This window comes from Gluconobacter sp. Dm-73 (assembly GCF_018256215.1).
GTDB lineage: Bacteria > Pseudomonadota > Alphaproteobacteria > Acetobacterales > Acetobacteraceae > Gluconobacter > Gluconobacter cadivus.
Window position 1 is genome coordinate 1 of record NZ_JAERLW010000010.1, and the last position, 26,980, is coordinate 26,980.

Annotated in this window: 27 protein-coding genes and 3 tRNA genes; 9 read left to right on the forward strand and 21 right to left on the reverse strand. The window is 61.0% G+C overall.

The window, feature by feature from the left end; all coding sequences use genetic code 11:
• Window positions 1-270 precede the first annotated feature (270 nt).
• From atpC to atpH, 5 genes are read right to left on the reverse strand one after another with little or no spacing between them, the layout of a single operon-like run.
• Window positions 271-687 carry an ATP synthase F1 subunit epsilon gene (gene atpC, locus JK176_RS11045; protein ID WP_211587915.1) on the reverse strand — a complete coding sequence of 139 codons (417 nt, stop codon included), beginning with the start codon at window positions 685-687 and terminating at the stop codon, window positions 271-273.
• Window positions 688-691: 4 nt separating this feature from the next.
• The gene (gene atpD / locus JK176_RS11050) at window positions 692-2,155 is read right to left on the reverse strand and encodes a F0F1 ATP synthase subunit beta (protein WP_099286092.1); all 1,464 of its coding nucleotides are present in this window, start codon (window positions 2,153-2,155) and stop codon (window positions 692-694) included.
• A gap of 22 nt (window positions 2,156-2,177) precedes the next feature.
• Window positions 2,178-3,068: a F0F1 ATP synthase subunit gamma gene (locus tag JK176_RS11055; protein ID WP_194268727.1), complete on the reverse strand. Its 891-nt coding sequence runs from the start codon at window positions 3,066-3,068 to the stop codon at window positions 2,178-2,180.
• A 9-nt stretch (window positions 3,069-3,077) separates the two neighbouring features.
• Entirely contained in the window at window positions 3,078-4,613 is a 1,536-nt protein-coding gene (atpA, locus tag JK176_RS11060) for a F0F1 ATP synthase subunit alpha (RefSeq protein WP_062028188.1), read from the reverse strand.
• A complete protein-coding gene (atpH, locus tag JK176_RS11065) occupies window positions 4,613-5,185 on the reverse strand; it encodes an ATP synthase F1 subunit delta (RefSeq protein ID WP_086648570.1) in 573 nt (190 codons plus the stop codon). The genes atpA and atpH overlap by 1 nt, the downstream gene beginning before the upstream one ends.
• 330 nt (window positions 5,186-5,515) lie before the next feature.
• Between atpH and JK176_RS11070 the strand changes: the two genes are divergently transcribed.
• Entirely contained in the window at window positions 5,516-6,052 is a 537-nt protein-coding gene (locus JK176_RS11070; RefSeq protein WP_211587916.1) for a hypothetical protein, read from the forward strand.
• Window positions 6,053-6,079: 27 nt separating this feature from the next.
• On the opposite strand, the gene JK176_RS11075 is transcribed toward JK176_RS11070, so the two are convergent.
• Window positions 6,080-6,153 (reverse strand) — tRNA-Gly (locus tag JK176_RS11075).
• Window positions 6,154-6,324: 171 nt separating this feature from the next.
• On the opposite strand from JK176_RS11075, the gene JK176_RS11080 reads away from it, so the two are divergent.
• The 3 genes from JK176_RS11080 to nusG all read left to right on the forward strand — a co-directional run bounded on the left by JK176_RS11080 (window position 6,325) and on the right by nusG (window position 7,258).
• Window positions 6,325-6,401: transfer RNA gene (locus tag JK176_RS11080), tRNA-Trp, on the forward strand.
• A gap of 62 nt (window positions 6,402-6,463) precedes the next feature.
• Entirely contained in the window at window positions 6,464-6,718 is a 255-nt protein-coding gene (gene secE, locus JK176_RS11085) for a preprotein translocase subunit SecE (RefSeq protein WP_249194460.1), read from the forward strand.
• Between the two features lie 9 nt (window positions 6,719-6,727).
• Window positions 6,728-7,258 (forward strand): transcription termination/antitermination protein NusG, encoded by a 531-nt coding sequence (gene nusG, locus JK176_RS11090; protein ID WP_062028195.1) that lies wholly within the window; start codon window positions 6,728-6,730, stop codon window positions 7,256-7,258.
• An 83-nt stretch (window positions 7,259-7,341) separates the two neighbouring features.
• Here nusG and JK176_RS11095 read toward each other — a convergent pair whose 3' ends face one another.
• The 5 genes from JK176_RS11095 to JK176_RS11115 form a co-directional block, all read right to left on the reverse strand.
• Window positions 7,342-7,959: a membrane integrity-associated transporter subunit PqiC gene (locus JK176_RS11095; protein ID WP_211587918.1), complete on the reverse strand. Its 618-nt coding sequence runs from the start codon at window positions 7,957-7,959 to the stop codon at window positions 7,342-7,344.
• Window positions 7,960-7,962: 3 nt separating this feature from the next.
• Entirely contained in the window at window positions 7,963-9,645 is a 1,683-nt protein-coding gene (locus JK176_RS11100; protein ID WP_194262817.1) for an MlaD family protein, read from the reverse strand.
• Window positions 9,642-11,126, reverse strand: a complete 1,485-nt coding sequence (locus JK176_RS11105) for a paraquat-inducible protein A (protein WP_194262816.1) — start codon at window positions 11,124-11,126, stop codon at window positions 9,642-9,644. The genes JK176_RS11100 and JK176_RS11105 overlap by 4 nt, the downstream gene beginning before the upstream one ends.
• Window positions 11,127-11,360: 234 nt before the next feature.
• Window positions 11,361-11,436: transfer RNA gene (locus JK176_RS11110), tRNA-Thr, on the reverse strand.
• A 79-nt stretch (window positions 11,437-11,515) separates the two neighbouring features.
• A complete protein-coding gene (locus tag JK176_RS11115; protein WP_211587919.1) occupies window positions 11,516-12,442 on the reverse strand; it encodes a glyoxylate/hydroxypyruvate reductase A in 927 nt (308 codons plus the stop codon).
• A gap of 171 nt (window positions 12,443-12,613) precedes the next feature.
• Here JK176_RS11115 and JK176_RS11120 point away from each other — a divergent pair, with 171 nt between their 5' ends.
• Window positions 12,614-12,799, forward strand: coding sequence for a hypothetical protein (locus JK176_RS11120; protein ID WP_194262814.1), 186 nt, complete (start codon window positions 12,614-12,616; stop codon window positions 12,797-12,799).
• 34 nt (window positions 12,800-12,833) lie between these two features.
• On the opposite strand, the gene JK176_RS11125 is transcribed toward JK176_RS11120, so the two are convergent.
• Window positions 12,834-14,066 (reverse strand): alanine--glyoxylate aminotransferase family protein, encoded by a 1,233-nt coding sequence (locus tag JK176_RS11125; RefSeq protein WP_211587920.1) that lies wholly within the window; start codon window positions 14,064-14,066, stop codon window positions 12,834-12,836.
• Entirely contained in the window at window positions 14,063-15,298 is a 1,236-nt protein-coding gene (locus tag JK176_RS11130) for an allantoate amidohydrolase (protein ID WP_211587921.1), read from the reverse strand. Before JK176_RS11130 ends, JK176_RS11125 begins: the two co-directional genes overlap by 4 nt.
• Window positions 15,299-15,400: 102 nt before the next feature.
• On the opposite strand from JK176_RS11130, the gene JK176_RS11135 reads away from it, so the two are divergent.
• From JK176_RS11135 to JK176_RS11145, 3 genes are read left to right on the forward strand one after another with little or no spacing between them, the layout of a single operon-like run.
• Entirely contained in the window at window positions 15,401-16,285 is an 885-nt protein-coding gene (locus JK176_RS11135) for a LysR family transcriptional regulator (RefSeq protein WP_211587922.1), read from the forward strand.
• A gap of 37 nt (window positions 16,286-16,322) precedes the next feature.
• Complete coding sequence (locus tag JK176_RS11140; RefSeq protein WP_283091979.1) at window positions 16,323-17,888, forward strand: gamma-glutamyltransferase family protein; 1,566 nt, start codon at window positions 16,323-16,325, stop codon at window positions 17,886-17,888.
• Window positions 17,882-19,144 (forward strand): cation:dicarboxylate symporter family transporter, encoded by a 1,263-nt coding sequence (locus JK176_RS11145; protein WP_211587923.1) that lies wholly within the window; start codon window positions 17,882-17,884, stop codon window positions 19,142-19,144. The genes JK176_RS11140 and JK176_RS11145 overlap by 7 nt, the downstream gene beginning before the upstream one ends.
• A gap of 1 nt (window position 19,145) precedes the next feature.
• On the opposite strand, the gene JK176_RS11150 is transcribed toward JK176_RS11145, so the two are convergent.
• From JK176_RS11150 to JK176_RS11160, 3 genes are read right to left on the reverse strand one after another with little or no spacing between them, the layout of a single operon-like run.
• Window positions 19,146-20,480, reverse strand: coding sequence for an AtzE family amidohydrolase (locus tag JK176_RS11150; RefSeq protein ID WP_211587924.1), 1,335 nt, complete (start codon window positions 20,478-20,480; stop codon window positions 19,146-19,148).
• A complete protein-coding gene (locus JK176_RS11155; RefSeq protein WP_249194461.1) occupies window positions 20,477-20,659 on the reverse strand; it encodes a DUF4089 domain-containing protein in 183 nt (60 codons plus the stop codon). The genes JK176_RS11150 and JK176_RS11155 overlap by 4 nt, the downstream gene beginning before the upstream one ends.
• Window positions 20,660-20,712: 53 nt before the next feature.
• On the reverse strand, window positions 20,713-21,621 hold the full coding sequence (locus JK176_RS11160; protein ID WP_249194462.1) for a GDP-mannose 4,6-dehydratase: 909 nt from the start codon (window positions 21,619-21,621) through the stop codon (window positions 20,713-20,715).
• Between the two features lie 284 nt (window positions 21,622-21,905).
• Here JK176_RS11160 and flgH point away from each other — a divergent pair, with 284 nt between their 5' ends.
• On the forward strand, window positions 21,906-22,652 hold the full coding sequence (gene flgH / locus JK176_RS11165) for a flagellar basal body L-ring protein FlgH (RefSeq protein WP_194262808.1): 747 nt from the start codon (window positions 21,906-21,908) through the stop codon (window positions 22,650-22,652).
• A gap of 52 nt (window positions 22,653-22,704) precedes the next feature.
• On the opposite strand, the gene JK176_RS11170 is transcribed toward flgH, so the two are convergent.
• From JK176_RS11170 to JK176_RS11190, 5 genes are all read right to left on the reverse strand, one after another.
• The gene (locus tag JK176_RS11170; RefSeq protein WP_211587925.1) at window positions 22,705-23,946 is read right to left on the reverse strand and encodes a tetratricopeptide repeat protein; all 1,242 of its coding nucleotides are present in this window, start codon (window positions 23,944-23,946) and stop codon (window positions 22,705-22,707) included.
• A 3-nt stretch (window positions 23,947-23,949) separates the two neighbouring features.
• Entirely contained in the window at window positions 23,950-24,384 is a 435-nt protein-coding gene (locus tag JK176_RS11175; RefSeq protein ID WP_099286074.1) for a biopolymer transporter ExbD, read from the reverse strand.
• Between the two features lie 73 nt (window positions 24,385-24,457).
• A complete protein-coding gene (locus tag JK176_RS11180; protein ID WP_062028222.1) occupies window positions 24,458-24,883 on the reverse strand; it encodes a biopolymer transporter ExbD in 426 nt (141 codons plus the stop codon).
• Between the two features lie 4 nt (window positions 24,884-24,887).
• On the reverse strand, window positions 24,888-25,982 hold the full coding sequence (locus tag JK176_RS11185) for a MotA/TolQ/ExbB proton channel family protein (protein ID WP_194262806.1): 1,095 nt from the start codon (window positions 25,980-25,982) through the stop codon (window positions 24,888-24,890).
• A gap of 140 nt (window positions 25,983-26,122) precedes the next feature.
• Window positions 26,123-26,746: an energy transducer TonB gene (locus tag JK176_RS11190; RefSeq protein ID WP_211587926.1), complete on the reverse strand. Its 624-nt coding sequence runs from the start codon at window positions 26,744-26,746 to the stop codon at window positions 26,123-26,125.
• Window positions 26,747-26,980 lie beyond the last annotated feature (234 nt).

Below are 26,980 nucleotides of genomic sequence, written 5' to 3' on the forward strand. Positions count from 1 at the left end.
AACCACTTATCCCCATAATCCATTGAGAATCCGAAATGAAGAAAACATGAAAAAAGCGCCTTTACGGCGCTTTTTTCTGACTTTTTTGGATTCAGGTGCTTTGTTTCCCTCTTCAGGACATCCTGTCGAGGCGCATGACATATGGGAAACGCGCTGAAATCCGCCCCATAACGCCAATGATAGATCTCAGATAAGAAAAAACGGCAAAGAAAAACCCGCTTCACCTTCCGATGAAGCGGGTTTTTTTTACACTCGATCTGAACGAAACGTTCAGGCCGAGCTGCGATCCTGAACAGCTTCCAGTTCGGCACGAACCGACTGAAGCTCGCGGCTGATCTGATCGTGCATGTCGACGTCGTTCGGACCGATTTCGGCCCAACGGCTTTCCAGATCCCGCAGACGGGCCTTCGCCTCGTCTATGGACAGCTCGCTCATGAGTTGCGCGGAGTCCGCCAGAATAGTGCAGTGATCTGCACCCATATCGGCGAATCCACCCGTCACGAAGTAACGGTCCACGATCTTGTCGCCCTGATAAAGGGCCACAACGCCGCCCCGCAGCTGAAGCATCAGCGGTGCGCGGTCCGGCATGGCTGCAATATCGCCTTCCATGCCCGGGACCACGGCCATGTCGACATCACGTTCGACAAGGCGCTTTTCCGGGCTGACAATCTCGATGCGAAGCGGCATCGGATCAGGCCTCCTGCTTCATCTTCTCGGCCTTCGCGATGGCCTCGTCGATATCACCGACCATGTAGAAAGCACCTTCCGGCAGGTGATCGTACTCACCAGCCACGACAGCCTTGAAGGAACGGATCGTATCTTCCAGCGACACCAGCTTGCCCGGGGCGCCCGTGAAGACTTCGGCCACATGGAACGGCTGGGACAGGAAGCGCTGGATGCGACGGGCGCGACCAACGATCTTCTTGTCGTCTTCGGACAGTTCGTCCATGCCAAGGATCGCAATAATATCCTGCAGACCCTTGTAGGTCTGGAGGGTCTGCTGGACCTGACGGGCGACCTGATAGTGCTCTTCACCAACGATCTTCGGATCGAGCGAACGGGACGTCGAATCCAGCGGATCAACAGCCGGATAGATGCCCATTTCCGCGATCGAACGGTTCAGAACCGTCGTGGCATCAAGATGGGCGAAGGTCGCGGCAGGTGCGGGATCGGTCAGATCGTCAGCAGGGACATACACGGCCTGAACGGACGTGATGGAGCCCTTCTTCGTAGAGGTAATACGCTCCTGCAGGGCGCCCATCTCGGTGGCCAGCGTCGGCTGGTAACCCACTGCGGAGGGGATACGGCCCAGAAGGGCGGAAACTTCAGAACCGGCCTGCGTGAAGCGGAAGATGTTGTCCACGAAGAACAGGACGTCCTGGCCTTCTTCGTCACGGAAATATTCGGCAAGCGACAGACCCGTCAGGGCGACGCGCGAACGGGCCCCCGGCGGCTCGTTCATCTGGCCATAGACCAGTGCAACCTTGGAACCCTCGGTCGAGCCATCTTCGGCGATTTTGATGACGCCTGCGTCCTGCATTTCGAAATACAGGTCGTTACCTTCACGCGTACGCTCACCGACACCGGCGAAGACGGACACGCCGCCATGGGCTTTCGCGATGTTGTTGATGAGTTCCTGAATGATGACCGTTTTGCCAACGCCGGCGCCACCGAACAGACCGATCTTACCACCCTTGAGGTACGGGCAGAGCAGATCGACGACCTTGATGCCGGTCACGAGGATCTCGGACGCAGCGGCCTGATCTTCGAAAGCCGGAGCCGGGCGGTGGATCGGGAAGCGCAGTTCGCTGCTAATCGGGCCACGCTCGTCGATGGGCTCACCAACGACGTTCAGGATACGACCGAGCGTTGCCGGGCCAACCGGCACCATGATCTGCGTGCCCGTGTCACGGACTTCGGCGCCACGGACCAGACCGTCGGTCGTGTCCATGGCGATGCAGCGGACCTGACGCTCGCCGATTTCCTGCGCAACTTCCAGAACCAGCGTGTGATCGCCGTTCTGGACATGCAGGGCGTTCAGGATGAAGGGAAGATCGCCTTCGAACTGCACGTCCACGACGGGACCGCGCACCTGGGTGACGCGGCCGACCACGTTGTTGGCAGCTCCGGCAGAAGGGGTAAGGGTTTCGGACATCGGATTCGTCTCCTGCGTGATCTCAAACGGCTTCTGCGCCGGAGATGATTTCGATCAGATCGTTGGTGATGTTAGCCTGACGCGTACGGTTGTACTTCTGCGACAGACGGTCGATGGCCTTGCTGGCATTGCGGCTGGCATTGTCCATCGCGGTCATGCGCGCACCCTGCTCGCCAGCAGCACTTTCCAGCAGGGCCGAGAAGATCTGGACCTGAAGGTTGCGCGGCAGAAGCTGCGTCAGAAGCGTCGTCTCGTCCGGCTCGAATTCGTACTGGGCCGTATCGGCATCCGGAGCGGCATTGTCGTTCTCGGGAACCGCGAGCGGAACCAGAGGTGCCTGGACCGGAACCTGCGTCATGGCATTGAGGAAGCGGTTATAGACCAGCGTGCAGCGGTCGATGTCGCCCGCTTCCAGAAGGGTCACGATCCGGCTTCCGATGTCGGTAGCCTTGTCGAACCCGACATCCTTGCCTTCGGTTCCGGCCAGGCGATCAACGATCATGTCCGGATAGTGACGCACGAGGATATCTGCCCCCTTGCGACCGACCGGCAGGATGCGGACCGTCTTGCCTTCCGATACCAGCGTATCGACCAGCTGACGGGCACTGCGGACGATATTGGCGTTGAAGCCGCCAGCAAGGCCACGGTCAGAGGTCAGCACCACCACGAGATGGGTCTGGTCCTTGCCCGTTCCCGCGAGAAGGCGCGGCAGGCTTGTCGCGTCCTCACCCCGGGTCGCCGTCGCCAGCTCTGCCATCATGCGACGCATGGCGTCGGCATAGGGGCGAGCCGCTTCGGCCTGCATCTGGGCGCGTCGCAGCTTGGAGGCTGCGACCATTTTCATCGCGTTCGTGATCTTGCGCGTCGATTTGACGCCCGTGATCCGTCCACGCAGTTCCTTCAGCGAAGCCATGGGCTATCCTCAGGCCGAAAAGCGCTTGCCGAATGCTTCGAGCAGCTCCTTGAGCTTGCCTTCCGTCTCCGGCTTGATCTGGCGGTCATTGCGAATGGCCGTCAGGATGTCAGAGCCCGCACCGCGCAGCTCGGACAGGAGAGCGGCTTCGTAGGCCACAACCTTGTCCACGGCGATCGGATCAACGTAGCCACGCGTACCGGCGTAAAGAACAACAACCTGCTCTTCGACGGGCAGCGGGGACGTCTCGGGCTGCTTCAGCAGCTCGACCAGACGGGCACCACGATCAAGCTGCTTGCGGGTTGCGGCATCCAGATCGGAAGCGAACTGCGAGAACGCAGCCATTTCACGATACTGCGCCAGCTCCAGCTTGATCTTGCCGGCAACCTGCTTCATCGCCTTGATCTGGGCTGCAGAACCCACGCGGGACACGGAGCCACCGACGTTCACGGCCGGACGGATGCCCTTGTAGAACAGGTCCGTCTCAAGGAAGATCTGGCCATCGGTGATGGAGATCACGTTGGTCGGGATGTAGGCAGCCGTATCACCAGCCTGTGTCTCAATGACCGGCAGGGCCGTCAGGGAGCCGCCGCCATTGGCGTCGGACATCTTGGCCGCACGTTCCAGAAGACGGGAGTGCAGGTAGAACACGTCACCCGGGAACGCTTCACGTGCCGGCGGACGACGCAGCAGCAGGGACATCTGACGATAAGCCACAGCCTGCTTGGACAGATCGTCGTAGCAGACGAGAGCGTGCATGCCGTTGTCACGGAAGTACTCACCCATGGCGCAGGCCGTGTACGGTGCGAGATACTGCATCGGAGCCGCATCGGAGGCTGTAGCGGCAACAACGATGGAGTATTCCATCGCGCCATGCTCGGTCAGCGTACGGACCAGATTGGCCACCGTGGAACGCTTCTGGCCGATAGCGACATAGATGCAGTACAGGGACTTCTTCGGATCACCTTCGGCATTGACCGGCTTCTGGGCGACAATGGTGTCGATCAGGATCGCGGTCTTGCCCGTCTGGCGGTCACCAATGATCAGCTCACGCTGGCCACGTCCGATGGGAACGAGAGCGTCGATGGCCTTGATGCCGGTCTGCATCGGCTCACTGACCGACTGGCGCGGCATGATGCCCGGAGCTTTCACTTCGGCGCGGCGGTATTCAACGTCCGTCAGCGGGCCACGGCCGTCGATCGGGTTACCCAGACCGTCAACCACGCGTCCGAGCAGGCCCTTGCCGACCGGAACTTCAACCACGGACTTCGTACGCAGGACGGTGTCGCCCTCGCGGATGCCGTCACCGTCGCCGAACAGAACCACACCGACATTGTCGGCTTCGAGGTTCAGGGCCATACCCTTGAGGCCGGTTCCTTCGAACTCGACCATTTCACCGGCCATGACGTTGTTCAGGCCGTAGACGCGGGCGATGCCGTCGCCGATGGACAGGACCGTTCCCGTTTCGGAAACGGTCTCGACCTGGTCGAAAGACGCGATCTGCTGCTTGAGGATGTCCGAAATCTCGGCGGGACGGATATCCATCACGCGGCTCCCTTCATGGCGTTCTGCAGGCGGGTCAGGCGCCCGGCGATCGAAGTATCAAAGAGTGTGGAACCGATCCGTACGGTCATGCCACCAAGGAGGGCAGCGTCCGTATGTTCGGTCATGGACACGCGGCTGTAACCGGCTTCGGCCAGTCGGGCCTGAAGCTGGCTGCGCTGCGTGTCGTTAAGAGGCTGTGCGGAGCGGACTTCGGCCACGACTTCGCCACGCAGGGCGGAATCAAGCGCCAGAACACCGTCCAGAATGGATGCGAGATCAGGCAGACGGCGGTTTTCGGCGATGACGCCGACGAACCGGCGCAGGACGTCTCCAAAGCCGAGCTTCGACATCAGGACATTCGAAACCGTCTGACCCTGGCGGATGTCCATCCGGGCGTCAGCCAGGAATTTCCGCAGGTCGTCGCTTTCGGAAATGGCGGTACGCAGCGCCTTCACTTCACCCAGAACGTCGGGAAGATTTCCCTGCTCCGAAGCGAGATCATAAAGCGCACGGGCGTAGCGCTGGGCCAAGCCCCCTGTCTGTCCAACCTGCGGCACCTGTGTCACCGTCACACGCGTGTTCCGTCTCACTAAATCCGCCGCAGAGTGCGGCCGGAACCGGCTTATCCGGTCCCTTGCATCAAAACTGTCCGGACCGGGCATAGACGTCCCCGCGCAGGATTCGTCTGAAACCCGGTCCTCCACTTGGCGCCGCCTCTAGCACGCTGTCCCAGCCCTGCGCAACCAAGAGGATCGCAAATAGCCCCCTTAGGCGGAAGGATCGTGACGCGGGTTTGCGTTTTATGCTGCCGAACTGGCATGACGGGCGTTTCACAGCGGCTTTCCGGCAGATTTTCTTCTGCCCCGTCACGCCCTCCCCAATAAAAAACATATGGAGATTCGATGTCTATCCAGAAGCGCCTTTTTCTCCTGCTCGGCGCCCTGTCCGTTCCCGTCCTGGGTCCAGTGGCTCATGCGACCCCCATTGAGGACAAACCCTCCTTCCCCACCATCTCCTATTGGGACAACTGGACCGATCCGCAGGGAACCACGCATCTGACCAAATGCAAGATGTCGACCTTCCATGAAGATTCTCTCACGCCTGATGGCAACAAAATCATGCTCAGCAGCCCCCATGACGGACCGGCAACCGTGACCCTGCGCGTTCAGCCTCCACACTGGAAGGGAGGATGGAGCGAAAGTCATCGGGTGCAGTGGATCGTGCCGCTTTCAGGAATCTATTTCGTCAAGGCCATGGACGGGACCAGCGTCGAACTGAATCCGGGAGACATCCTGCTCAATGAAGACGCGGCGCCGATTGCTCACGGCTCGGATCCCAAAGGCCATCTGTCCGGAAATGTTGGCGATGCGGCCGTGGCGCTTCAGGTTCTCCAGTTCGGAGACGCAACACCGTCGCATACGCCCTGCCAGTGGCAGTGAGGACAGGAACTGAATTTTCTGGAAATCTGGAGCGGGCGAAGGGAATCGAACCCTCCTAAGAAGCTTGGAAGGCTACTGCATTACCACTATGCTACGCCCGCTCGGATTGGGAGTGTCCTTACTCCATCTCCTGTCGAGCCCGCAAGAGGGGAAAATCCAAAATGGAAATTCCACAACAAAGATCTTCAGGGCACTTGACTTTCAGTCCTGAACATTCTCTTTTGCGACCACTGTCGCTGGCATGACGTTCACAAGACGCCTTGCACGACGATAGGGGTGTAGCTCAATTGGCTAGAGCGCCGGTCTCCAAAACCGGAGGTTGAGAGTTCGAGACCCTCCGCCCCTGCCACTCCTTCTCGCCGGATGTCCCCCCCGACACCGGGAGCGGGACTTTCACTTGATTCGAGGACGATGGTGTCGGTCAGTACCCCGAAAGACGAGTCGCGGAAAACAGCGCCTCAAAAGAACGGATCCGGCTTCAATCTGGTCGCTTACGTCCGTGACGTCCGCGCCGAAGCGAAGCGCGTCACGTGGCCGACCCGTCGCAACACCCTGATCACGTCAGGTGCCGTGCTGGTCATGGTCACCGTGACCTGCATCTTCTTCTTCATCGTGGACCAGCTGATCGGCTTTGGCGTCCGCGGACTTTTTGGCGTCGGAGGCTAGGTTCGCACCATGGCGAAGCGTTGGTATGTTGTTCACGTCTATTCCGGATTCGAGAAAAAAATCGCGAGTCACATTCAGGAACAGGCGGCGCAGAAGGGCCTTTCGGACCATTTCGAACAGATCCTCGTCCCTTCCGAAGACGTGACGGAAATGCGCCGCGGCCGTAAGGTCAATGCGGAGCGTAAGTTCTTCCCGGGCTATGTCCTCGTCAAGATGGAGCTGACGGACGAAGCCTGGCATCTCGTCAAGGACACCCCCAAGGTCACGGGCTTCCTCGGAACCCGCAACCGTCCGACCCCCATCACGGCAGCCGAAGCCGACCGAATCATGAAGCAGGCTCAGGAAGGCGTCGAGCGCCCCCGTTCCAGCCTGTCTTTCGAGATTGGCGAGCAGATCCGCGTGGCCGATGGTCCGTTCACATCCTTCACCGGCATGATCGAAGACGTCGACGACGAGCGTCAGCGCCTCAAAGTCAGCGTGTCCATCTTCGGTCGCTCGACCCCTGTGGACCTCGACTTCACGCAGGTTGAAAAGCTCTAACGCTTTTCAGTCTGTCGGTTCTTCCAACAAAAAAGGCTCCCATTCCGGGAGCCTTTTTTGTTTGTACCTTCTGCTAAACCCCATCAGTTCGTGACCGGGGGCGGAAGGAGACGCAGCTTTTCGGCGGCCTGATCGGCAATCGCGGCAACTCCCTGACTCAGGGCTGCGGTCAGCTTTGTCGTACTGGACGCCACCGCATCCTGCGATTGCCAGACGACAGGCGATGTCAGCACAGGACCAATCATCTTCCCTGCCGGGTGAACTGACAGCGTGCCCGTCACGAGCGCATGTCCTGCCGAATCGGCTTCGAAATTACGAACGGTCAGTTCGACATAGGCTGACGGAGTCGTGCTCACCGCATCATTCTCGGCAAAAACAGTCGTGCCCGGCAGACGCTGGGCCAGATCACTTGTCAGCGTCTGACCGACCATATCCGAAAGCGGCTCGCTCCAGCTTGTACCGGTTGCGAGACGCGTCTGGTAATCCTCATTGGCTCTGACGATCGTGTCACGATCCAGCCGTGTGCTCACAACAGGCGTCCGGACCTCGACCACGACAGGACCGCCCGCCTGCGCCACTCCTGGCACGGGTGCGAGCGTATAGAGCGTCGGGTCGCTGCTGCATGCTGCAAGAAGGCCGCTCATCCCCAGAGCACCCATCAGGGACAGGAGACGAAGGCGGGGCGTCGAAGACTGTGTCATGGCTCAGTTCCTGCGGCCGGTAATGAGAGCAGAGGGGTGGTGATCCAGATAATCCGTGAGGAAACGCAGAGACCGTGACATCTGGGTCAGCTGGACGATCATGCCCTGAAGGCTGCGGTGGAAATCCGTGTCGCCGCCATAAGACCCCAGCACCGATTGCGCGCTGTTCATTGTGGTCTGAAGGCTCTTCATCAGTTCCGGCAGGTTCTGGTTGGCGGTTTTCGTCAGCTTGTTCAGGTTCTGAAGCGAGTCTCGCAGGGCCGCGAGTGACTGCGTCACTTCAGGACTGTTCAGACGACCATCCGCATGCGCCAGAAGATCGTTCACATGCCCACCGATTTCGGTCAGCGGCATTGCCGCGATCTTGTCAGTGATGGTGGAGACGGATTCCATAATCCCGTCCATACCGCCCGCCTGACTTGGGAGAACGGCGACATCGCCTTCATAGGTCAGGGTGGTAACGGGCGCACTCTTGACGAATTGCAGGGCGATCATCGATTCGCCAGTCAGGAAGCTGGCGCTCTGGACCGAGGCGCGCATCCCTTCGGCTACGAAAGCCTGAAGATATTTTTCAACAGGCGCATCCCTGCTGTTCTCAAGCCGCTCATCCCAGTTCGAAAGCATGCGCTCTGGCTCAAGCTCCATATCCACGCGGACACGGGGCAGCTTCGTCGGTCCCTGCAGGAGGAGTCGGACATCCGTAACCGTGCCGATCTGGAGGCCAAACATCGTTACCTGACTGCCGTTCGTCAGACCTTTGACGGAAGAGTTGATATACGTCACGACCCGCAGACGCTTGTGATAACGGGCGTTATCGGCATCGGCTTCGCTGGCATAGAGCTTGAAGACGGAATTGGCGGGGGCAGTGGGCAGATCAATGGCAAGGCGTTGTTCCGGCAGACCAAAGGCAATGCCGCCAGAGAACAGAGCCTGAAGCGATTTGAGCTGGACCTTCAACCCGCCCGCACCAAGTCCCACCTGAACGCCCGAGACGTTCCAGAAACGGCTGTCCGTCCGCAGATAGTGGTCGTAGGGTGCCTTGACGAAGGCCTGAATGACGATCGGCCCTCTGCCACCCGGCGGCATCGTGTAGCCAAGCACCTCGCCCACCTGGAGATCGCGGAAGAAGACCGGCGACCCCGGACCAAGCGAGCCTAGCGAAGGCGACACCAGCCAGAACGTCTCACCCGGCTGGTCGGATCGGACGCCGGGCGGTGATTCCAGTCCCTTGAAGAACTTCTGGTAGTGGCCATCATCCGTTCCAGGGTCCAGAGCAATATAGGCACCGGAGAACAGCGTATCGAGGCCGGTGATGCTGGCACCGTTGATCCGCGGACGCACGACCCAGAAACGGGTGTGATCGGTGAGGATATGGGCGCTGTTGGCGTTCATCTGCACCGTCACGTCGACATGCTTCATGTCGTCGCTCAAGGTAATGTCCTGCACCGTACCGAGTGTTACGGCCTTGTTCTTTACCTGCGTCTGGCCGGGCGTCAGGCCATCCGCCGTTTCAAACGTGATGGTGATTTCGGGACCGCGCGTGGCAAAATGCTCCCACGCCAGCCATCCGGCGATGAGAATGGCCACCACGGGAATCAGCAGAATGAGGGAGAAGCGGGTGCGGCGCACCGGGGCTTCCTTGGGCGAGACCGGCTGCTCCCCCCGGTTGTTTCGGGAATCGCTCACGCGCGTTCAGGCTCCATGTCGTTTGGGTCAGAAGAAGGCAGTTGCGGAACGGACTCGGTCGGAGACTCTGTCTCAGGAGGCGTCCCATCCGCCAGAGGAGGGGCAACCACGCCGTTGAGACCGGCTGCATCCCACATACTGCGGGGATCGAAAAGCTCTGCTGCGAAAATGGTCAGAATCACGACCAGAGCAAAGCATACCATCCCCGGATCGGCCGTGACATTCGCCAGAAAGCCGAAATGCACAACGGCGACGAGGATGGAAATCATGAAAACATCGATCATCGACCAGCGGCCGATGATGACGACGAGCCGGTACAGCTTCGAGAGGTTGCGCAGATGCCAGCGGGAACGGAACCGGGTGCCGATGATCATGATGGTCAGGGCCACGATCTTGAGAACCGGCACAGTGATACTGGCAAAGAGCACCAGCAGGGAAAGCGGGATCATTCCCGCCTGCCACAACTCGATCACACCGCTGATGATGGTGCTGGGCGCGCCCTGCCCTACCTTTGTGTAAGTCATGACCGGCAGAATATTGGCGGGCAGGTAGAACACGATCCCCGCCACCAGCAGGCATGTACCAGAGATCAGGCTCTGCGGTTTGCGGCGACGCAGGATCTGTCCGCAACGCGGGCAGTCGCCCATGTCCTGCTCCTGCGGCACGGCGTGATCAAACGCCAGAACCAGATCGCAGGCATGGCAGGAGAGCATGTTTTCCACGGGCGGAATAACGCCGTTGCGGGCATCCAGATGCGCAACGTCCAGACGATGCCCGTGATGGCCTTCAACGGTGGGGCGGATGTCCCGGCTGCGCCAGATCCGTTCGGCATCGAACGTCGAATCCACGGCGGCCATACTCAGCATCAGCCCCCCCAGAAGATAGACGCCGGGCTGAAGAATGACGAGCGCGAGGTCGACGAGCTTCGTGTAGGCCACGAGCACGCCCAGCACATAGACTTCCACCATCGACCAGCCGCGCAGGCGGTCGTACCAGGTGAGCAGACGCGGGGTCCAGTCGGGCATCTGCGGGCGGGAGGCTCCATACAGGATGGCCGCCATCAGTGCGATAATGACCCCGGGCATGATCACCGTCACAAGCGCGACGAGCACGCCGATCATACCATAGCCCTGATGTCCGAGTTCGATCGGCCCACTCATGAGGGAAACGGTATTTTCCCGCCCATAAACATTCAGCGTCATGAGAGGGCTGATGAGAAGAGCGGCGTAGAGTGCGGCGGAGGTGAGGCAGAAAGCCGCCGGAGCGCCAATCAGGGACGTCTTGCGGCGGCGGGCAAGCTGACAGCCACAGCGCAGACACTCCGCCAGATGGCCGGGCTTGAGACGCGGGACATGCTGAAAAAGGCCGCAGGTCGGGCATTCGCGCAGACCCTCCACCGCGTGGATGGAGGCGTGAGGCTCCTGACTGCGGGAGAAGCTGACGGCGTTACGCCACAGCCGTTTATGGAAACGGTCAGACATCGGGCTCCTAACCTAGCGCAGGGAGCCGTCTTTTGACAGTCTGCCCTCCTCCGGGCAGTCCTCTGCATCGGGATATCGACACTCACCGTAGTCCCATTACAGGCATATTGCCCAGAGGACGCGGATTTTATCGGCAATGTTTTGAAAAAATGTGAAGATCCGGACCATGAGGCCGCACCGTGTCCGACAGACGGAACACGGAATATCATAGTCGGATTTTCAGAAAGACCTTGATGGTGCCGGTGAAGAGATTCGAACTCCCGACCCCATCATTACGAATGACGTGCTCTACCAGCTGAGCTACACCGGCGCACCCATCAAGGTGGGCGCGTTCTAACCGAGCCCTTGAGGGTTGGCAAGCCGGAAAATGCAAAAACCGGCCCTCATCTTCAGTAACCCCGTCCTGTGTCGATAACGCCGGTCATGGACTCGCCCGCTTCGTAGCGTCGCAAATTGGCCAGAACGACCTCGGCCGCGCTGTCCGACTGCGCGGCGCTGGCGATATGGGGGGTCAGGAAAATGCGCGGATGATCCCAGAACGGATGTTCGGGCGGCAGCGGTTCGGGCGTGGCGACATCGAGAACCGCCTGTGACAGCTGTCCGCTATCGAGCGCCGGGATCAGATCGTCCTGTACCAGATGACCACCGCGTCCGCAGTTGATGACGCACGCGCCTTTCGGCAGTTTTTCAAAAAGGTCGCGGTTGAGGATGCCGCGCGTGGCCTCCGTCAGCGGGACAAGGCAGACCAGAATGTCGGTCTGTGCCAGAAACTCGCCCAGCTCCGCTTCTCCCGCAAAGGATGTCACGCCCGCGACCTCCCGGCGGCTGCGGCTCCAGCCCCGGCATTCGTATCCGAAAGAGACGAGCTTCTCCAGAACCGGGCTCCCCAGTTCTCCCATCCCCATGACGCCAACGCGATAGAGCTTCGCAGGACGGTTGTGCGAACCGTTCCAGACATGCTCGCGCTGCTGGCGCGCGTAGCGGAACATGTCCCGATGGAAGGAAAACACCGCCCACAGAACATATTCGATCATGCCCTCAACCAGACTGTTCTCCACCATGCGGATGATCTGCACGCCGGGGGGAATATTGGCCAGATTGAGCTGATCGATCCCTGCGCCCAGCGAGAACAGGACTTCCAGATTGGGAAAAAGCGCGCCGAGATCGTCCGGCGTCTGCCAGGCCGCAAGATAGCGGACATCTTCTTTCGGGCCGGTTTCAGGCCAGACATGAAACGGGATATCCGGCCGGACACGAGCGAATTTCTCTCGCCAGACTGCGGCACGTTCGGGCGTATGATGAAAGACGAGCGACATTCTGCATGTTCTCCGGGCGGCAATGAAGTTCGGAGATGCTCGCGCCATGAGGGCTTCGGATCAAGCCCGCACTCCTGCCCTTACACCTGTTTGTGTAGGGACAAAGCCCCGGGGAACGCGGGTCGGGTTCGGACGTAGAGGAGGCTGGATCTCATGCAGGAGGGCAGGATCATGCCTCGTGGGGATAAGTCAGCCTATACCGACAAACAGAAGCGCAAAGCGGAGCATATCGAGGAGAGCTACGAAAAGCGCGGCATCTCCGAAAAGGAAGCGGAACGCCGCGCTTGGGCCACGGTCAATAAGGAAGACGGTGGCGGAAAGAAAAGTGGTTCAGGCCGGAAGAACCATCCGAAATAGAGCTTCCGGATAGAGTCCCCGGCCCGAAAACTGCTCAGGCCGCATCCCAGGCAGCACGGGCAGCATCCACGCCGGCGCCACGGTTGAGCGTTACGCCCTCGCCGGCCAGAACAGAATCGAGCGCGGCCAGCGTAAGGAGCACCTTGTCCTTGCGGGCGTTGAGACCCATGGCCCCGATGCGCCAGATCTTCCCGGTCAGCGGTCCAAAGGACGAGACGATCTCGATGCCAAAATCGTCGCGCATCAGTTCGCGGATGCGGGCATTGTCCACACCGTCCGGCACCCAGACGCCGGTAACATTGCTCATACGGGTGGTGTCGTCGCCATAGACCTTCAGCCCCATGGCCCGCAGCCCGGCAACCATGGCGCGCCCTGCCCTGACATGACGCGCAACACGGGCCTCCACGCCCTCTTCCACAACCAGACGCGCCGTCTCACGCGCGGCATAAAGCATGGAGGTCGCTTCGGTATGATGGTTCATCCGGGCCGGAGACCAGTAGTTCATCAGCATCGCCAGATCGAAATAATTCGACTGGATGACCGGACCACTTCCCTGTTCCTGACCGGTGGCAATCCCGGCTTCATCGTGACGGCGCTTGAGAATGGCAGCAACAGCACGGTCCGACAGCGTGATCGGCGCGGAACCCGGAGGACCGTTCAGGCATTTCTGAAGCCCTGCCGTGGCAACGTCGATATTCCAGGCATCGGTCTCGAACGTCATGCCGCCGAGGGTTGCCGTAGCGTCCACATAGAACAGCACGTCATGCTTGCGGCAGATCCGGCCGATCTCTTCGAGCGGCTGGGCAGTCGTGGTGGACGTGTCGCCATGCACACAGGCGACCAGACCCGGGTTATGCTCAATGACGGCGGCCTCAATGCGAGCCGGATCGACGACCTCCCCCCATTCCACATCCACCGTACACGGGATACCGCCGCAGCGATGGACGATTTCCGTCAGCAGCAGGCCAAAACGACCAAAACGCGGAATGACGACCTTCATGCCCGGCGAGACCAGCGACACCAGAGCGGCTTCAATAGCCGACCGGGCCGAGCCGTTCACAAGCAGCGTCCAGTGGTTCTTCGTGCGGAAGACCTCGCGATACAGGGCCATGACCTCGTCCATATAAGCGGTCATTTCCGGATCCATCTGGCCGATCACGTCATAGGACATGGCGCGCAGGATGCGCGGATGGACGTTGGTCGGCCCCGCCCCCATCAGCAGACGGGACGGCGGATCAAGCTGTGCGTAAGATGCAAGCTGGCTCATGACTGAAACTCCTTGACGAAGGCAAGCAGGGCGCGGTGGGCGAGCTCAACGTCTCCCACACGAACGGTTTCATCGGGGTGATGGCTGAGGCCGCCGGGGCTGCGGATGAACAACATGCCCATCGGGCACAAATCGACCATGGCCATGGCATCATGCCCCGCACCGCTGAGAACGCGCTGGGCCGGACGGCCGGTCACGGTCGTCACGGCCCGGGACAGGCGCTCCACCAGTTCGGGCGCACAGGCAGCGGCAGGCAGGACTTGCGGCGTGTCGAACGTGATGCCGACGCCCCGGCTGGCGGCGATGGCGTGCAGATCTGCGCGAATGGCGCCCACCATCGCATCCCGAGCCGCGTCGGTTTCAGCCCGCATGTCGAGCGAGAAGCGAACTTCGCCCGGAATAACATTCGAGGTATTGGGCACGACCTCAACCTGCCCGACCGTGGCAACCTGCGTGGCGCCTCCGGAGCGGCCATGACGTTCAACAGCGAGAATCATTTCAGCCACCGCCGTCAGGGCGTCCTGACGCATGCTCATGGGCGTCGTACCCGCATGATCGGACTGGCCGGTGACGGTCACCCGGTGGCGGGTCTGGGCGGCAATGGCGGTGACGACACCGATTTCTCCGTCCACACTCTCAATGGCCGGACCCTGTTCGATATGAGGCTCAATATAAGCGATCAGCTCATCCGGCCGACGGGCAGCTTCACTCAGGCGCGCCGGGTCGAGACCATAACGGATCATGGCTTCGGCCATGGTCACGCCGGACGCATCCGTCATGCCTTCGGGAATGGATTCAATCAGCCCGGCCATGGCGCGGGAACAGATCATGGGAGCTGCAAAACGGGACCCCTCCTCGTCTCCGAACCCCATGACCTCAATGGCGAATGGCAGGCGAGTGCCCTCTTCCTTCAGGGCGGAAACAAGTTCGATCCCCAGCATGACACCCAGATTGCCATCAAACGCACCGCCATTACGGACAGTATCGAGATGCGAACCGATCATCAGGGCCGGAGCACCCGGCACAAGCCCCTCGTAGCGCCCGACAAGGCTGCCGGCAGCATCCAGACGGGTGCTGAGACCGGCCTCTTCCATCCATTCTGCGACCTGCGCAAGCGTGCGCTGATAGGCAGGACCGAGCCAGAATCGGAACAGACTGCCCGGCGTCTCGCTGAACGGACCATCCGCGAGAAGACGGCACCGCTCGACGGCGCGGGCTCCGTGGGCTGTCATGAGGGCTCCTGTCCGGGGTGATGGGTCAAGCGGGGGAACTTTGCGCTCATAACGGAATCAGATCAAGTTGACCTGCCAATAAATATGGTCACACATATTGGCATGAAAGATCAGATGCATCTCGATCCGTTCCATCTGCAATCCTTTCTCGCCGTCGCGGAGACGCTGCATTTCACGTCAGCCGCGCAGAGCCAGGGGGTGAGCCAGTCCACCATCAGCCAGCATGTCAGCCGGCTGGAGGAGCAGCTTGGCACGCGCCTGCTGGCCCGCAGCACCAAAAGCGTGCGTCTGACCGCAGACGGCATGGCGCTGATCGGTCTGGCCCGACAGCTTCTGCAATGTGAGGACAGCATCCTGTCCCGCTTCCGGCAGGAAGCGCCGCGCGGGACGATCCGGCTGGGTGTGACGGAAGACCTGCTCCTGACACGCTTTCCCGAAATTCTCGGCACCTTCCGCGCCTCCCACCCCTCCCTTCAGATCACGCTGACCGTGGGGCTGTCGGCGCATCTGGCGCATCTTCTGGAACAGGGAGAACTGGATGTCTGGTGCGGGATGCGACGCACAAGCGAGACGCGCGGCCAGAAACTCTGGACCGAGGACATGCGCTGGTACGCGCCCGCTGGCACCGAATTTCCGGCAGAAAAGTCCATTCCGCTCGTCACATTTCCCGATGGCAGCGTAACGCGCAGACTGGCGATCGAGACGCTCAACAAGAGCGGAAGAGCGTGGCATCTGGCCTTTACCAGCGGGAGTCTCGGAGCGCTTTTAGCCGCCGTCCGGGCGGGATATGGCGTGACGCCGCAGCCCGCGTTTCTGCGAAATGTGGAGCATCTGCCGCATTGCGCGCCGGGCCTTCTGCCGGACATGCCTCAGGTGGAATTCATCGCCTCCACCCGCCATCAAACCGCGCAGGGCCCCGAAGACCTGCTGATCCGGACGCTATGCGCGCATGTCCCGCGCCTTCAGCCCGAACTCCTCCCAGTTTAAGGACGAAACCATGCTCACACCCAACGCTCTTGGCGGAATGGTGACGTCGCCGCACCATCTGGCCAGTCAGGCGGGGCTGGATGTCCTGCGCGAAGGCGGCACGGCCATTGAGGCCGTCGTCGCCACGGCATCCACGCTGGCCGTGGTGTATCCGCACATGACGGGGCTGGGCGGCGATGCGTTCTGGCTGATCTGCCATCCGGACGGCCGCACCGTGGCGATTGACGCCTGCGGAGCGCTGGCGATGGGCGCCGAACATACGATCTATACCGAAGCCGGGCACACCGTCATTCCCTGGCGCGGCGGCCTTGCGGCCAATACGGTTGCGGGTACAGTCTCGGGCTGGGAAACCGCGCTGGAACTGAGCGCCGAACTGCGCGATCCCCTGCCGCTGGACCGGCTGCTGCGCGACGCCATCCATTACGCCGAACATGGCCGGGTGGTTTCCGAAAGCGAGGGCGCCCTGCTCGCGCAGAAACAGCACGAACTGATGTCAGACCCGACACTGGCGCGGGTCTGCTTTCCCGAAGGCAAACCCTGGACGGCAGGAAGCATCCGCAAATCGCCGGAACTGGCCCAGACGCTGCGGATGCTCAACCGGGACGGCTTGCGGAGCTTCTATAACGGCCCGCTCGCCCGCAGTCTGGCGGCGGATCTGGCGGCGGCGGGCAGCCCGGTCCGGTCGCTGGACCTGCTGGCGCATCGCGCGGAGGTCAAGGAACCGCTTCAGGCCCAGACGAGCGATGGCACCCTCTACAACACTGCGCCTCCCACACAGGGCGTGGCATCGCTTCTGATCCTTGCGCTCTCGGATCATCTGAGCCGCGACGACGGGCCGGAGAGCTTTTCGCACATCCACGGGCTGGTCGAGGCGACCAAACAGGCGTTTCTCTATCGCAACCATTATACGGATGGCAGTGAGCATTCCGAGGCGCTGGCGCGGAGCCTGCTCGCCGATCCGACACGGCTGGAGGCGATGACAGCCCGGATGTCCATGACCCATGCCATGCCCTGGACGGAACAAACGCAATGGGGCGACACGACATGGATGGGCGCAATCGACCGCAATGGCGTGGCCGTCAGCATGATCCAGAGCCTGTATTTCGAATTCGGCTCCGGCGTGATGCTGCCGCAGAGCGGACTGTTCTGGCAGAACCGGGGCTCGTCCTTCCGTCTGGCCCATTCGGGCTGGAACATCCTGCGTCCCGGCGCCAAGCCCTTTCATACGCTCAACCCGGCCGCGGCCCGGCTCCGCGACGGACGGACCATGGTTTACGGCACCATGGGTGGCGAAGGGCAGCCCCAGACACAGGCCGCAGTCTTCAGCCGCCACGTCCGCCACGGCGTTCCGCTTCAGGAGACCATCCGCCGACCCCGCTGGCTGCTCGGACGAACATGGGGAGAAGAGAGCCTGTCGCTCAAGGTGGAGCCGGGTTTCAGCCCGGATGTGATGTCGCAGCTTGAAACGGCCGGGCATGTCGTCGAGGCGCTTGAAGAACAGTCCATCATCATGGGTCATGCCGGTGCGCTGGTCCGTCATGAAAATGGACGGCTCGAGGGCGCAACTGACCCCCGGAGCGACGGAGCCGTCGCAGCATGGTGAAGTCTTTTGCGGAAAGCCTGTTCGCGCAGGTCGTTCTGGCGACCGTTCTGGGACTTGGCGCCGGACTGTTCTTCCCTTTTCTGGTAGATGACGTGGGCTGGATGACAGCGCTGTTCATGCGCCTCATCATCATGGCGGTCGGGCCGCTACTGTTCTGCATCGTAACACTCGGCATTCTGGGTGCGGGCTCCCTGAAGACAGTGGGGCGTCTTGGCGGATGCGCGATGCTCTATTTCGAACTCATGACCACCGTGGCGCTTGTCGTGGCGGTCATGGTGGCGATGGGGTTGGGAATCGGACAGGGCGTGGGCTTCGTTCCCACAGCGAGCGACGCCCGGATGATCGCCTCCTATGGAGGTCATGCCCAAAATCTGCGTGCGGAAGGCTTTAGCGGCTTCCTGCTCTCACTCATCCCCCACACCCCGGCCGATGCGTTTGCGCAGGGTAATGTTCTTCAGATTCTGGTCTTCGCGATTCTTGTCGGATGCTGCCTGAGCAGCATGGGAGAGCGGGGCCTGCCGCTGGTCCGACTGATCGAAAGCGTGTCCGACCTGTTTTCACGCATGATGGGCCTCATCATCCGCGTGGCTCCACTCGGCGTCTTCGGGGCAATGGTGACCACGACGGCACGATATGGCCTCGGAACGATTGGGCATCTGGCCGGATTTACAGTCCTGTACTTCCTGCTGGTCGGCGCATTTGTCGTCTGCGCACTGGGCGGGGGCCTTCGGCTCGCAGGCGTAAACCCTTTGCGATTTGCACGGTATTTCCGTGAAGAACTGCTGATCGTCGCTACCACCACGGCGTCCGATGCCGTTCTGCCCAGCCTCATGACCAAGCTCGAAAAACTGGGCGTCGAGCGGCAGGTCGTCGGAATCGTGGTGCCTGCGGGCTATTCGCTCAATCTGGATGCGCTGTCGATCTACCTGGGGCTGGGCATCATTTTTCTGGCCAATGCGACTGGGACGCATCTGACGTTCTGGCAGATCACAACCCTGCTGGTGACCGCCCTGATCACATCCAAAGGCGCGCACGGCATTCCGGGTTTTGCGATCGTCGTTCTGGCGGCGACATTAGCCAGCGTTCCTTCCATTCCACCCGGCAGCCTCGTGATGCTTCTGGCCGTGGACTGGTTCGTGGGAATCGCCCGGGCTGTCGGCAATTTCGCCGGTAACTGCGTGGCCCCGGTCCTGATCGCTGCGTGGGAAAAGCGCCTCGACCACGCAAGAATGGCCGAGGCGCTGAAACAGCCCTGAGTCAGATCAGACGGGCTTCGGCCAGCCCGTCCGCTTCCAGCTTTTCCGCCAGCGCGAAAAGCTGGTCTTCCCGCCCCGGACGCGCGATGAACTGCGCGCCGAGCGGCAGGCCCGGAACCGCCATCGGAACCGTCAGAACCGGGAACCCAGCCAGCGTCAGCGGCTGCGTATACAGTCCCAGATTGGCGCGGGCGGAGACCATCCTGCCGCCGATCTCGATTTCAGGCTGATCGAAGCGCGGCGCTTCTCCGACAAGCGCCGGAGCCAGCAGGATGTCGGTCTTTGCAAACGCTTCGTGCATCCGGTCCCGGAACCAGTGCCGCAGACGATGGGCCTGAAAGACGAGCGTGGATGGCAGAAGCGCACCGGCCAGCAGGCGGTCACGCACGGCAGGATCGTATTCCGCAGCCCGTGTCCGCAAACGGGTAAGATGCTGCCCCGCCCCTTCGGACGCACTGATAACAAAAGCCGCCGCCCGCGCCCGCGCCACCTCCGGCAGTTCAACCACATCCGTCGCCCCCAGCCCCATCGAGAGTTTGTCGATGGCCGTCTGCATCGGGGGAGACATGTTTTCACCGAACCAGCCGCCAAGCCGGGCAATCCGCAGGCTGCCTGCCTCCACAGCCGGAAGCGCCTTGGCGCTGAGAGCCTCAAAACAGGCCTTCAGCCCACCTGCACTGTCCGCAAACGGCCCGACCGTATCGAGACTCGGCACGAACGGATAACTGCCCTCGGTCGACAGGAGCCCCTGCGTCGCGCGCAGCCCCCAGATACCGCAGAGCGAGGACGGAACGCGGATCGAGCCATTCGTATCGGACCCCAGCCCGATGGAAAACAGCCGCGCCGCCACACCCGCCGCCGACCCGCCTGAGGAGCCTCCCGCCAGGCGGTCCGGCGCATGCGGATTGCGGGTATTGCCGTAATGCGCATTGATCGTGGCGAATCCGTAGGCGAATTCGTCCATGTTCGTCAGGGCAACGGGGATGGCCCCGGCTGCGATCATATGCGCGACCAGAACCGCATCCTGCGTGGCGGGCGGATCATTGGCGAGAACCTTGGACCCCGCCGTCGTGATCTCTCCGCGGACATCGAACAGATCCTTAATGCCGAAAGGCACACCCGCGAGCGGTCCGGGGTCCTGCCCCTGAAGCACCAGACGGTCCACCCGATCGGCCGCTTCCAGCGCACGCTGCATCAGAAGGCGCGTGGCGCAGCCATAGGTCCCGTCCCGGCTTTCGATATCGGCCAGAACCTTCAGCGCGAGTTCTCGGGCGGAAATCTCGCCCTTGCGAACGCTGGCGGCGAGCGCGACGGTGCGCTGCTGAAGGCCGCTCATGGCTCGTACCGGAATGCAGGTTCAAGGCGATCAGGCAGTTCCAGCCCTTCGATCAGCGCACCATAACTGCGCAGAAGATCCAGATTGCTGCGCACGCCTGCATGGAACTCGACCGGAATGACCAGCCCGTTCGCGGTGGCGAGCAGCGTGATTTCAGTGTCATGGGGATCTGTCATCATACGAACTCCGGTTTTGCGAAGAAAATGGTCTTTGTCGATTGCATTACGGGCTTTCAGAGTGTGATGCGATAACGCCAGTCATTAAGAACCGTGATCAAAGTCTCGCTCCACGGAGTCCGTGCGGACCAGTCCAGTGCCTCACGCGCAGAAGCCGGATTACCCTGCATGGACGCCAGACCGGACGGCGAAGCAAGCGTCGGGTCTTCCCTGAGCGTCGCCGAAACACCCGCAACGTCCAGAAGATCCTCCGCCATCGAACGAACGGTCCGCGTCACGCCTGAGCAGATGTTCAAAACCGTCCCATTGGGAAGCGGACGGGGCGGAACGAGCGCCGCAATATAGGCATCACACGCATCGCGCACATCGGTAACGTCAAACCCGGCATCCAGTTGTCCAACGGTAACGACCGGAACCTGCTGGCCAGCCTCAATCCGCGCCACCTGCGCCGCAAGAAACGGCAGAATCGCAGCTTCATCCTGCGCCGTTCCGGCCTGCGTGAAGGAGCGAAGACGCACACCGTGCAACCCCTCCTGACTCAGATTGCCTATCGCCAGATCCGCCGCCGCCTTGCTAGACGCATAGGCATTGACCGGCGCAATAACGGCTGTTTCATCGAGCGGCTGCCCTGACGAGAAACTCGTGCCATAGATCTCGGCCGTTGAGACGAACACAAAGCTGGCCTGCGGAGCATAAGTCTCAAATGTCTCGGCCAGAATGAGCGTTCCGTCCAGATTGACAGTCCATGCGTCCTCAGCCTCGGCGCGCGCCACCGAAGAGACGGCCGCCAGATGCAGACAGGCATCGGGCTTTTCACTACGGACAAAACGTTCGACCGCAGCCCGATCCCGAATATCCATCGAATCTTCCAGCAGCACATGCCCGGGCAGTCGGTCCAGAAGCCGGGCTTTGAGGTGCTGCCCAACAAATCCCTGCCCACCCGTCAGCAGAATCCGCAACCCCATGTCAGGAGCCATAAGCGAACGAACGGCCCGCAACAGAAAAGGCAGAAACAGTCGGCATGGGGCGTTCTCCCGGCAGAATGGCCCAGACTGACCAAATGCCATCCCAGACCGGACTCTTTTCGGTCACATCCGCGAACAGGGCAAGGGAAAGTAAGCGACGCAATGGTTGATCAGTCACGTTCAACGCGCCTTTAAACGCGCAAGAATGCGGGCGTCTTAACAGGTTTTTTACCGCTAACGTGTTTGCTTGAGACCCTACGGAACTGACGGATCTCAACTTCCCCATGCGGCATCCTTTTCGACATTCTGTGCGTACTCTGGGGCTGCTTGGCCTCTTGCCTGTCCTGTCAGCCTGCAATTCCCTTGCCCAGATGTCCGAAATCGGGCGACCACCTCGTATGACATCCATCACAAATCCGACGCTTGCCGCCTCCTACCGTCCGGTCAGCATGCCGATGCCCCCTCTTCAGCCGCCTCCTGACGAAGCGGCCAGCCTGTGGCGCTCCGGAAGCAAAGCCTTCTTCAAGGATCAGCGGGCCTCTCAGGTCGGGGATCTCGTCACGATCATCGTGGACATCACCGACAACGCCGCTTTCAACAACGGAACGACGGCTGACAGGGCTGCTGACGAAAAGTTCGGCATTCCCAACCTTTTCGGCATCAAGGGCAAGATCATCAGTTCGATCACCGGTGCAAACAGCCTGAATACGGCCAGTAGCAGCGATTCCAGCGCGACCGGGAAAATCACCCGCAACGAAACTGTTACCCTGCGTCTGGCCGGAACCATCACTCAGGTCCTGCCCAACGGCAATTTTGTCGTGATGGGAAAACAGGAAGTCCGGGTCAACAGCGAGCTACGCGAACTGGGCGTGAGCGGCATTGTCCGCCCGCAGGACATCACGGCAGATAATACCGTCACACATGACCGGATGGCCGAAGCACGGATCTCCTACGGTGGACGCGGAACCCTCACGCAGCTTCAGACACCACGTTACGGGCAGCAGTTCATGGACACGGTCCTGCCGTTCTGAACACAAAAAAGCCGGGGAGAGCCCCGGCTTTTTTGTGAATCGAAAGACTGTCTTACTTCGCAGGACGCGAGAGCAGCAGCGACCAGAGTTCTGCCACGTCACGAGCCGCTCCGTTTCCAGAAACAGCCTCAAACGTTTTGATGGCTTCGGCCTTCTGGCCACCATCCATCTGCGCCATACCGTATTCAACCTGAGCCAGATCGGGGTAACGCGGATTCTTCCCCAGACCCGTCTTCATCAGGGCCAGACCGGCATCAACCTGCCCATTCAGAACCTGATTGTAGCCAGCAGTCAGAGCCGGTCCTGCATTTGGCGCAGAGGCCGCCTGCGTCACAGCAGCAGCAAGCTGGCTCCGGTTCGTGGCAGCCTGCTGGGCAACGAATGCATGGAACTTCGCATCAGCAGCGGCGGTGGGGCCGTTACCAAGCGAGTGATTCGCATAACCCTGATTGAGCAGGTTCAGCGCAAGCTGGGGCAGGCCCATCTGCACTGCACGCTCGGCCATGTCCTGATAATCGGACGGATCCTTCAGCACACCCGTCGCCAGACGCAGGCGCTCGACATAGAAAATGAGCGGCGGCGAGAGATTCGGATTCGCGACCAGATCATGGATCAGCATCGACCAGTAATCAGGCTTCGAATAATACTTGGCTAGAAGAACATAGGCATGCGTCTTGGCGTCCGCATCCTTCAGGTTCGTATAGGCCGTCGCCAGCATCTGAAGCTGATTTTCGGCCGGAACCTTGCCAGCCTTGATCGTGGCGTCCACCTGCTCCTGCGCGGCCTTGGCCGTACCTTTCCAGTCCTGCTGCAGATAGTAGCACTGGATCAGCATGGTCTGCATGCGCGGGTCGGCGCCATATTCCTTCAGATAGCGCTCGGTCGCCGGAATAGCGCGGGCGTACTGCTTGGCGCTGTAAGCCATGGTGGCCTGCGCCATCAACATCTGACCCTTCGCGGCCTTCGGCGTACGCGGGCTGTTGATCAGAACGTCATAGGCCTTGATTGCCGCGTCCGTATTCCCGGACTGTGCGGCGATCGCGGCGCGCATCTGGGCCGTGGTGTAGGTTTCATAATCGGTCTTGCCCTTGACCGCGTCTGCGGCATCGACGGCTTCCATGGCCTTGGCATAGTTTTTGGAAGCCAGAGCACTCTGGGCCTGCTGCAGATCCTTGCCAACAGCCTGACCGAGAACGTCATCGGCATGGGCGGAGCCAGCAAACGCGGCGATACCAAAGACACCGGCCAGCAGAAGATTACGGGCGCTCAGACGGCGGTAAAGGGACAAAGACACGAATTACTGTCCTTCCATGAACTGATCCAGACCAACAATTCCAAGCTTGGTCATGCCAAGACGCTGTGCGTCTGCCATAACATGGGCCACGGTCTTGTAGTCCGCAAGACGATCCGGGTGGATATGCATTTCAGGCTGGTCCGGCATTGCGGCAGCGGCCTGAAAATGAGCCTGAAGAGACGCCTCGGACGTAATCGGCTCGTTGTTCCAGGAAATGCTGTTGTCGTAGCCGATGCTGACGGTCACGAGTTTGGGTTGTTCGGTCGATGGGGGAGGATTGCCCTGAGGCAGATCGATCGCCACCGAGTGTGTCTGAAGCGGAATGGTGATGATCAGCATGATCAGCAGCACCAGCATCACGTCGATCAACGGCGTGGTGTTGATATCGACAATGCCTTCGTCTTCGTGCGTGCTGTCAGATCCGACGCTCATGCCCATGACGGCGGTTCTCCAAAAAGGTGACGTGAAAGCTTTGTCGGGGCCGCCCTGTCCGGAACGACCCGACACGACCTCAGTTCGAGTGAGGCTGCTCGGTAATGAAGTCCACGTGGGCGATACCAGCTTCCTGGCAGGTCGCGACCACCTGGCCGACTGCCAGATACTTGGCAGCCTGATCACCGCGGATCTGGATCTGCGGCTGGGGCTTCTGCTTTGCCACCTCGACGAGACGGTTCAGCAGGTCAGTGTGGTTCGCAACCGGCGTCGTGTCCCAGAACACCTGGCCGTTTGAATTCACTGCCAGAACGATGTTGCCCTTCCTGGTCTGGGTAGGCGTATTCGCATCGACCGGCAGCTTGACCTTCACCGAGTGTGTGGCGACCGGGATGGTGATCAGAAAGATGATCAGCAGCACCAGCATGACGTCGACGAGGGGGGTGGTGTTGATTGCCGACACCACCTCGTCGTCACCGCCGCCTCCTCCGACGTTCATTCCCATAGGATCAGATCCGCTCGCTGGTGGTGATGGTGGTCGGAACGGCCATGCTGCCCTGTTCCGGGCTGACGCCGTGACGGAAGCCGCCGATCAGGACGGACTGGATGTCGGCCGCGAAGTTGCGAACGCGATCCATGGCACCCTTGTTGCGACGAACGAGCAGGTTGTAACCCAACACGGCCGGAACAGCAGTGGCAAGACCGATAGCCGTCATGATGAGGGACTCACCAACCGGGCCTGCAACCTTGTCGATAGACGCCTGACCGGAGATGCCGATGGCCGTCAGGGCGTGATAGATACCCCAGACCGTACCGAACAGACCGACGAACGGCGACGTGGAACCCACCGTACCGAGGAAGGCGAGGCCGCCCTGCATACGGGTGTTGATGGTGTCGACCGAGCGCGAGATGGACATTTCGGTCCAGGACGGCAGGTCGATCGAGTCACGCATGGAGCCTTCATGGTGCTCGGCGGCAACGATGCCCGTTTCTGCGATGTAGCGGAACGGAGAAGACGCCTTCAGGGCAGCAGCACCCTGCTGAACGGACGGCTTGGTCCAGAACTCGCGGGCAGCTTCCTTGGAGGCGGCAAACAGACGGCCCTGCTCCAGGAATTTCATGACCATGATGATCCAGGTACCAGCGGACATGATCACCATGATGATCAGAACGCCACGGGCAATCGCATCACCATTGGCCCACAGAGCGCCGAGGCCATACGGGTTACCCTGCGGAGCAGGAGCTTCCGGCGTCGCGGTTGCGCTCTCGCCCGGCGTTGCAGCCGCTGCGGGAGACTGGTCGGCCGGAGCCGTTGCCGGAGCGGCACTGTCAGCAGGCGCAGCAGGTGCACCCGCATCATTCGGAGCAGCTGCCCCAGGAGCGCCAGCCGGATCGGCGGACGTTGCCGGGGGTGCCGGGTTGGTAGAGGGGTCAACCGGAGCGGCTGCAGGAGCGCTCTGGTCGGCAGGAGCCGGCTGGGCGAAAGCGACGGCCGGTGCAACTGCACCGGAAGCCAGGGCCAGCGTCAGAGCCAGCGCGCTGGCCCGGACGGCACGCGCCTTCGTCGGAACGGCAAGGGCAGGAAGGCGGAACAGTCTGGTCATGAACTCCATATCCTCGTTATCGATGCCCGTTTCCGGAGCTTTTAATGGGGTGTCGGCCATATGGAGACCGGCCCTTTTCTGAGCCCTGTCAGGGACTGGAAATCCTAACAGGGCAATTCTGTTTGACGGCAGTCGAAAGATCAGTCGTCGCCCATCGTAAAGTCGATGTGCAGGACGTGGTGATGCTCTGTTACCGGAACGCCATTGACAACGGCGGGCTGGTAACGGGCCCGACGAAGGAAGTCGAGCGCACTTTCCACGAACTCATGGCCACCGCTCGAACTGGTAATGGTACAGTTCGCCGTCTTGCCTGTCGGAAGAATGTCACACGATGCGGTCACATGACCTTCGCGGTTTTCTTCCATCGCCTCGTCCGGATAGACAGCCTGTGCACCGTTGATCGGCCGCGCGCCTGCCTGATGATCTGGCACTGCGTCAGCTGGCGGTCCCTGCGGCGGAGACGGAACGGGCTCCGGCGAGGGGGTCGGGCTGGGCGGTACCGGATGCGGCGGCTTGGCGTGAGTGACACGCTGGATCGCCTTGGGCGGCGGCGGCACGGAAATCTTCGGCGGCGGAATATACGGCGGCGGTGGCTTGGGCTGTTCCTTGATCACTTCCGTCTTGATAGGCGGCTTTTCCTGGACCAGCTTGCTCACAGCACCACTCATAAGCGCATAGATCACAGCGCCCATAGCCAGCACGGCCACGACGATCGCGACAATGTAGTCTGTCGGCTTGCGCTGCTGTGCGGCGTAGCTCTTCATGTCGAAACCTTCTTACCCCTCACTGACACCGGCGTTGGTCCACATCTGCCGGGTGCGGTGCCCCGATTTCTGTGTTGCCATCAGGCTTTCCCGCTGCAGACGCATAGGAATGCGTCATATGCCGTGAGAACATACCCGATATGCTGATTGGGCAGTCTAACCCCCATGCTGTCAAGCCGGTGATTGCTCTTATCGAAACGATTTTTTCATATTGTGGACATATTCTGCGCTTTG

Bases quoted from the DNA above. Each gene is read 5' to 3' on its own strand.
- atpC (WP_211587915.1), bottom strand. From the start codon at position 687: ATGCCGCTTCGCATCGAGATTGTCAGCCCGGAAAAGCGCCTTGTCGAA.
- atpD (WP_099286092.1), bottom strand. From the start codon at position 2,155: ATGTCCGAAACCCTTACCCCTTCTGCCGGAGCTGCCAACAACGTGGTC.
- JK176_RS11055 (WP_194268727.1), bottom strand. From the start codon at position 3,068: ATGGCTTCGCTGAAGGAACTGCGTGGACGGATCACGGGCGTCAAATCG.
- atpA (WP_062028188.1), bottom strand. From the start codon at position 4,613: ATGGATATCCGTCCCGCCGAGATTTCGGACATCCTCAAGCAGCAGATC.
- JK176_RS11070 (WP_211587916.1), top strand. From the start codon at position 5,516: ATGTCTATCCAGAAGCGCCTTTTTCTCCTGCTCGGCGCCCTGTCCGTT.
- secE (WP_249194460.1), top strand. From the start codon at position 6,464: ATGGTGTCGGTCAGTACCCCGAAAGACGAGTCGCGGAAAACAGCGCCT.
- nusG (WP_062028195.1), top strand. From the start codon at position 6,728: ATGGCGAAGCGTTGGTATGTTGTTCACGTCTATTCCGGATTCGAGAAA.
- JK176_RS11095 (WP_211587918.1), bottom strand. From the start codon at position 7,959: ATGACACAGTCTTCGACGCCCCGCCTTCGTCTCCTGTCCCTGATGGGT.
- JK176_RS11105 (WP_194262816.1), bottom strand. From the start codon at position 11,126: ATGTCTGACCGTTTCCATAAACGGCTGTGGCGTAACGCCGTCAGCTTC.
- JK176_RS11115 (WP_211587919.1), bottom strand. From the start codon at position 12,442: ATGTCGCTCGTCTTTCATCATACGCCCGAACGTGCCGCAGTCTGGCGA.
- JK176_RS11120 (WP_194262814.1), top strand. From the start codon at position 12,614: ATGCCTCGTGGGGATAAGTCAGCCTATACCGACAAACAGAAGCGCAAA.
- JK176_RS11125 (WP_211587920.1), bottom strand. From the start codon at position 14,066: ATGAGCCAGCTTGCATCTTACGCACAGCTTGATCCGCCGTCCCGTCTG.
- JK176_RS11130 (WP_211587921.1), bottom strand. From the start codon at position 15,298: ATGACAGCCCACGGAGCCCGCGCCGTCGAGCGGTGCCGTCTTCTCGCG.
- JK176_RS11135 (WP_211587922.1), top strand. From the start codon at position 15,401: ATGAAAGATCAGATGCATCTCGATCCGTTCCATCTGCAATCCTTTCTC.
- JK176_RS11140 (WP_283091979.1), top strand. From the start codon at position 16,323: ATGGTGACGTCGCCGCACCATCTGGCCAGTCAGGCGGGGCTGGATGTC.
- JK176_RS11145 (WP_211587923.1), top strand. From the start codon at position 17,882: ATGGTGAAGTCTTTTGCGGAAAGCCTGTTCGCGCAGGTCGTTCTGGCG.
- JK176_RS11150 (WP_211587924.1), bottom strand. From the start codon at position 20,480: ATGAGCGGCCTTCAGCAGCGCACCGTCGCGCTCGCCGCCAGCGTTCGC.
- JK176_RS11155 (WP_249194461.1), bottom strand. From the start codon at position 20,659: ATGATGACAGATCCCCATGACACTGAAATCACGCTGCTCGCCACCGCG.
- JK176_RS11160 (WP_249194462.1), bottom strand. From the start codon at position 21,621: ATGGGGTTGCGGATTCTGCTGACGGGTGGGCAGGGATTTGTTGGGCAG.
- flgH (WP_194262808.1), top strand. From the start codon at position 21,906: ATGCGGCATCCTTTTCGACATTCTGTGCGTACTCTGGGGCTGCTTGGC.
- JK176_RS11175 (WP_099286074.1), bottom strand. From the start codon at position 24,384: ATGGGCATGAGCGTCGGATCTGACAGCACGCACGAAGACGAAGGCATT.
- JK176_RS11180 (WP_062028222.1), bottom strand. From the start codon at position 24,883: ATGGGAATGAACGTCGGAGGAGGCGGCGGTGACGACGAGGTGGTGTCG.
- JK176_RS11185 (WP_194262806.1), bottom strand. From the start codon at position 25,982: ATGACCAGACTGTTCCGCCTTCCTGCCCTTGCCGTTCCGACGAAGGCG.
- JK176_RS11190 (WP_211587926.1), bottom strand. From the start codon at position 26,746: ATGAAGAGCTACGCCGCACAGCAGCGCAAGCCGACAGACTACATTGTC.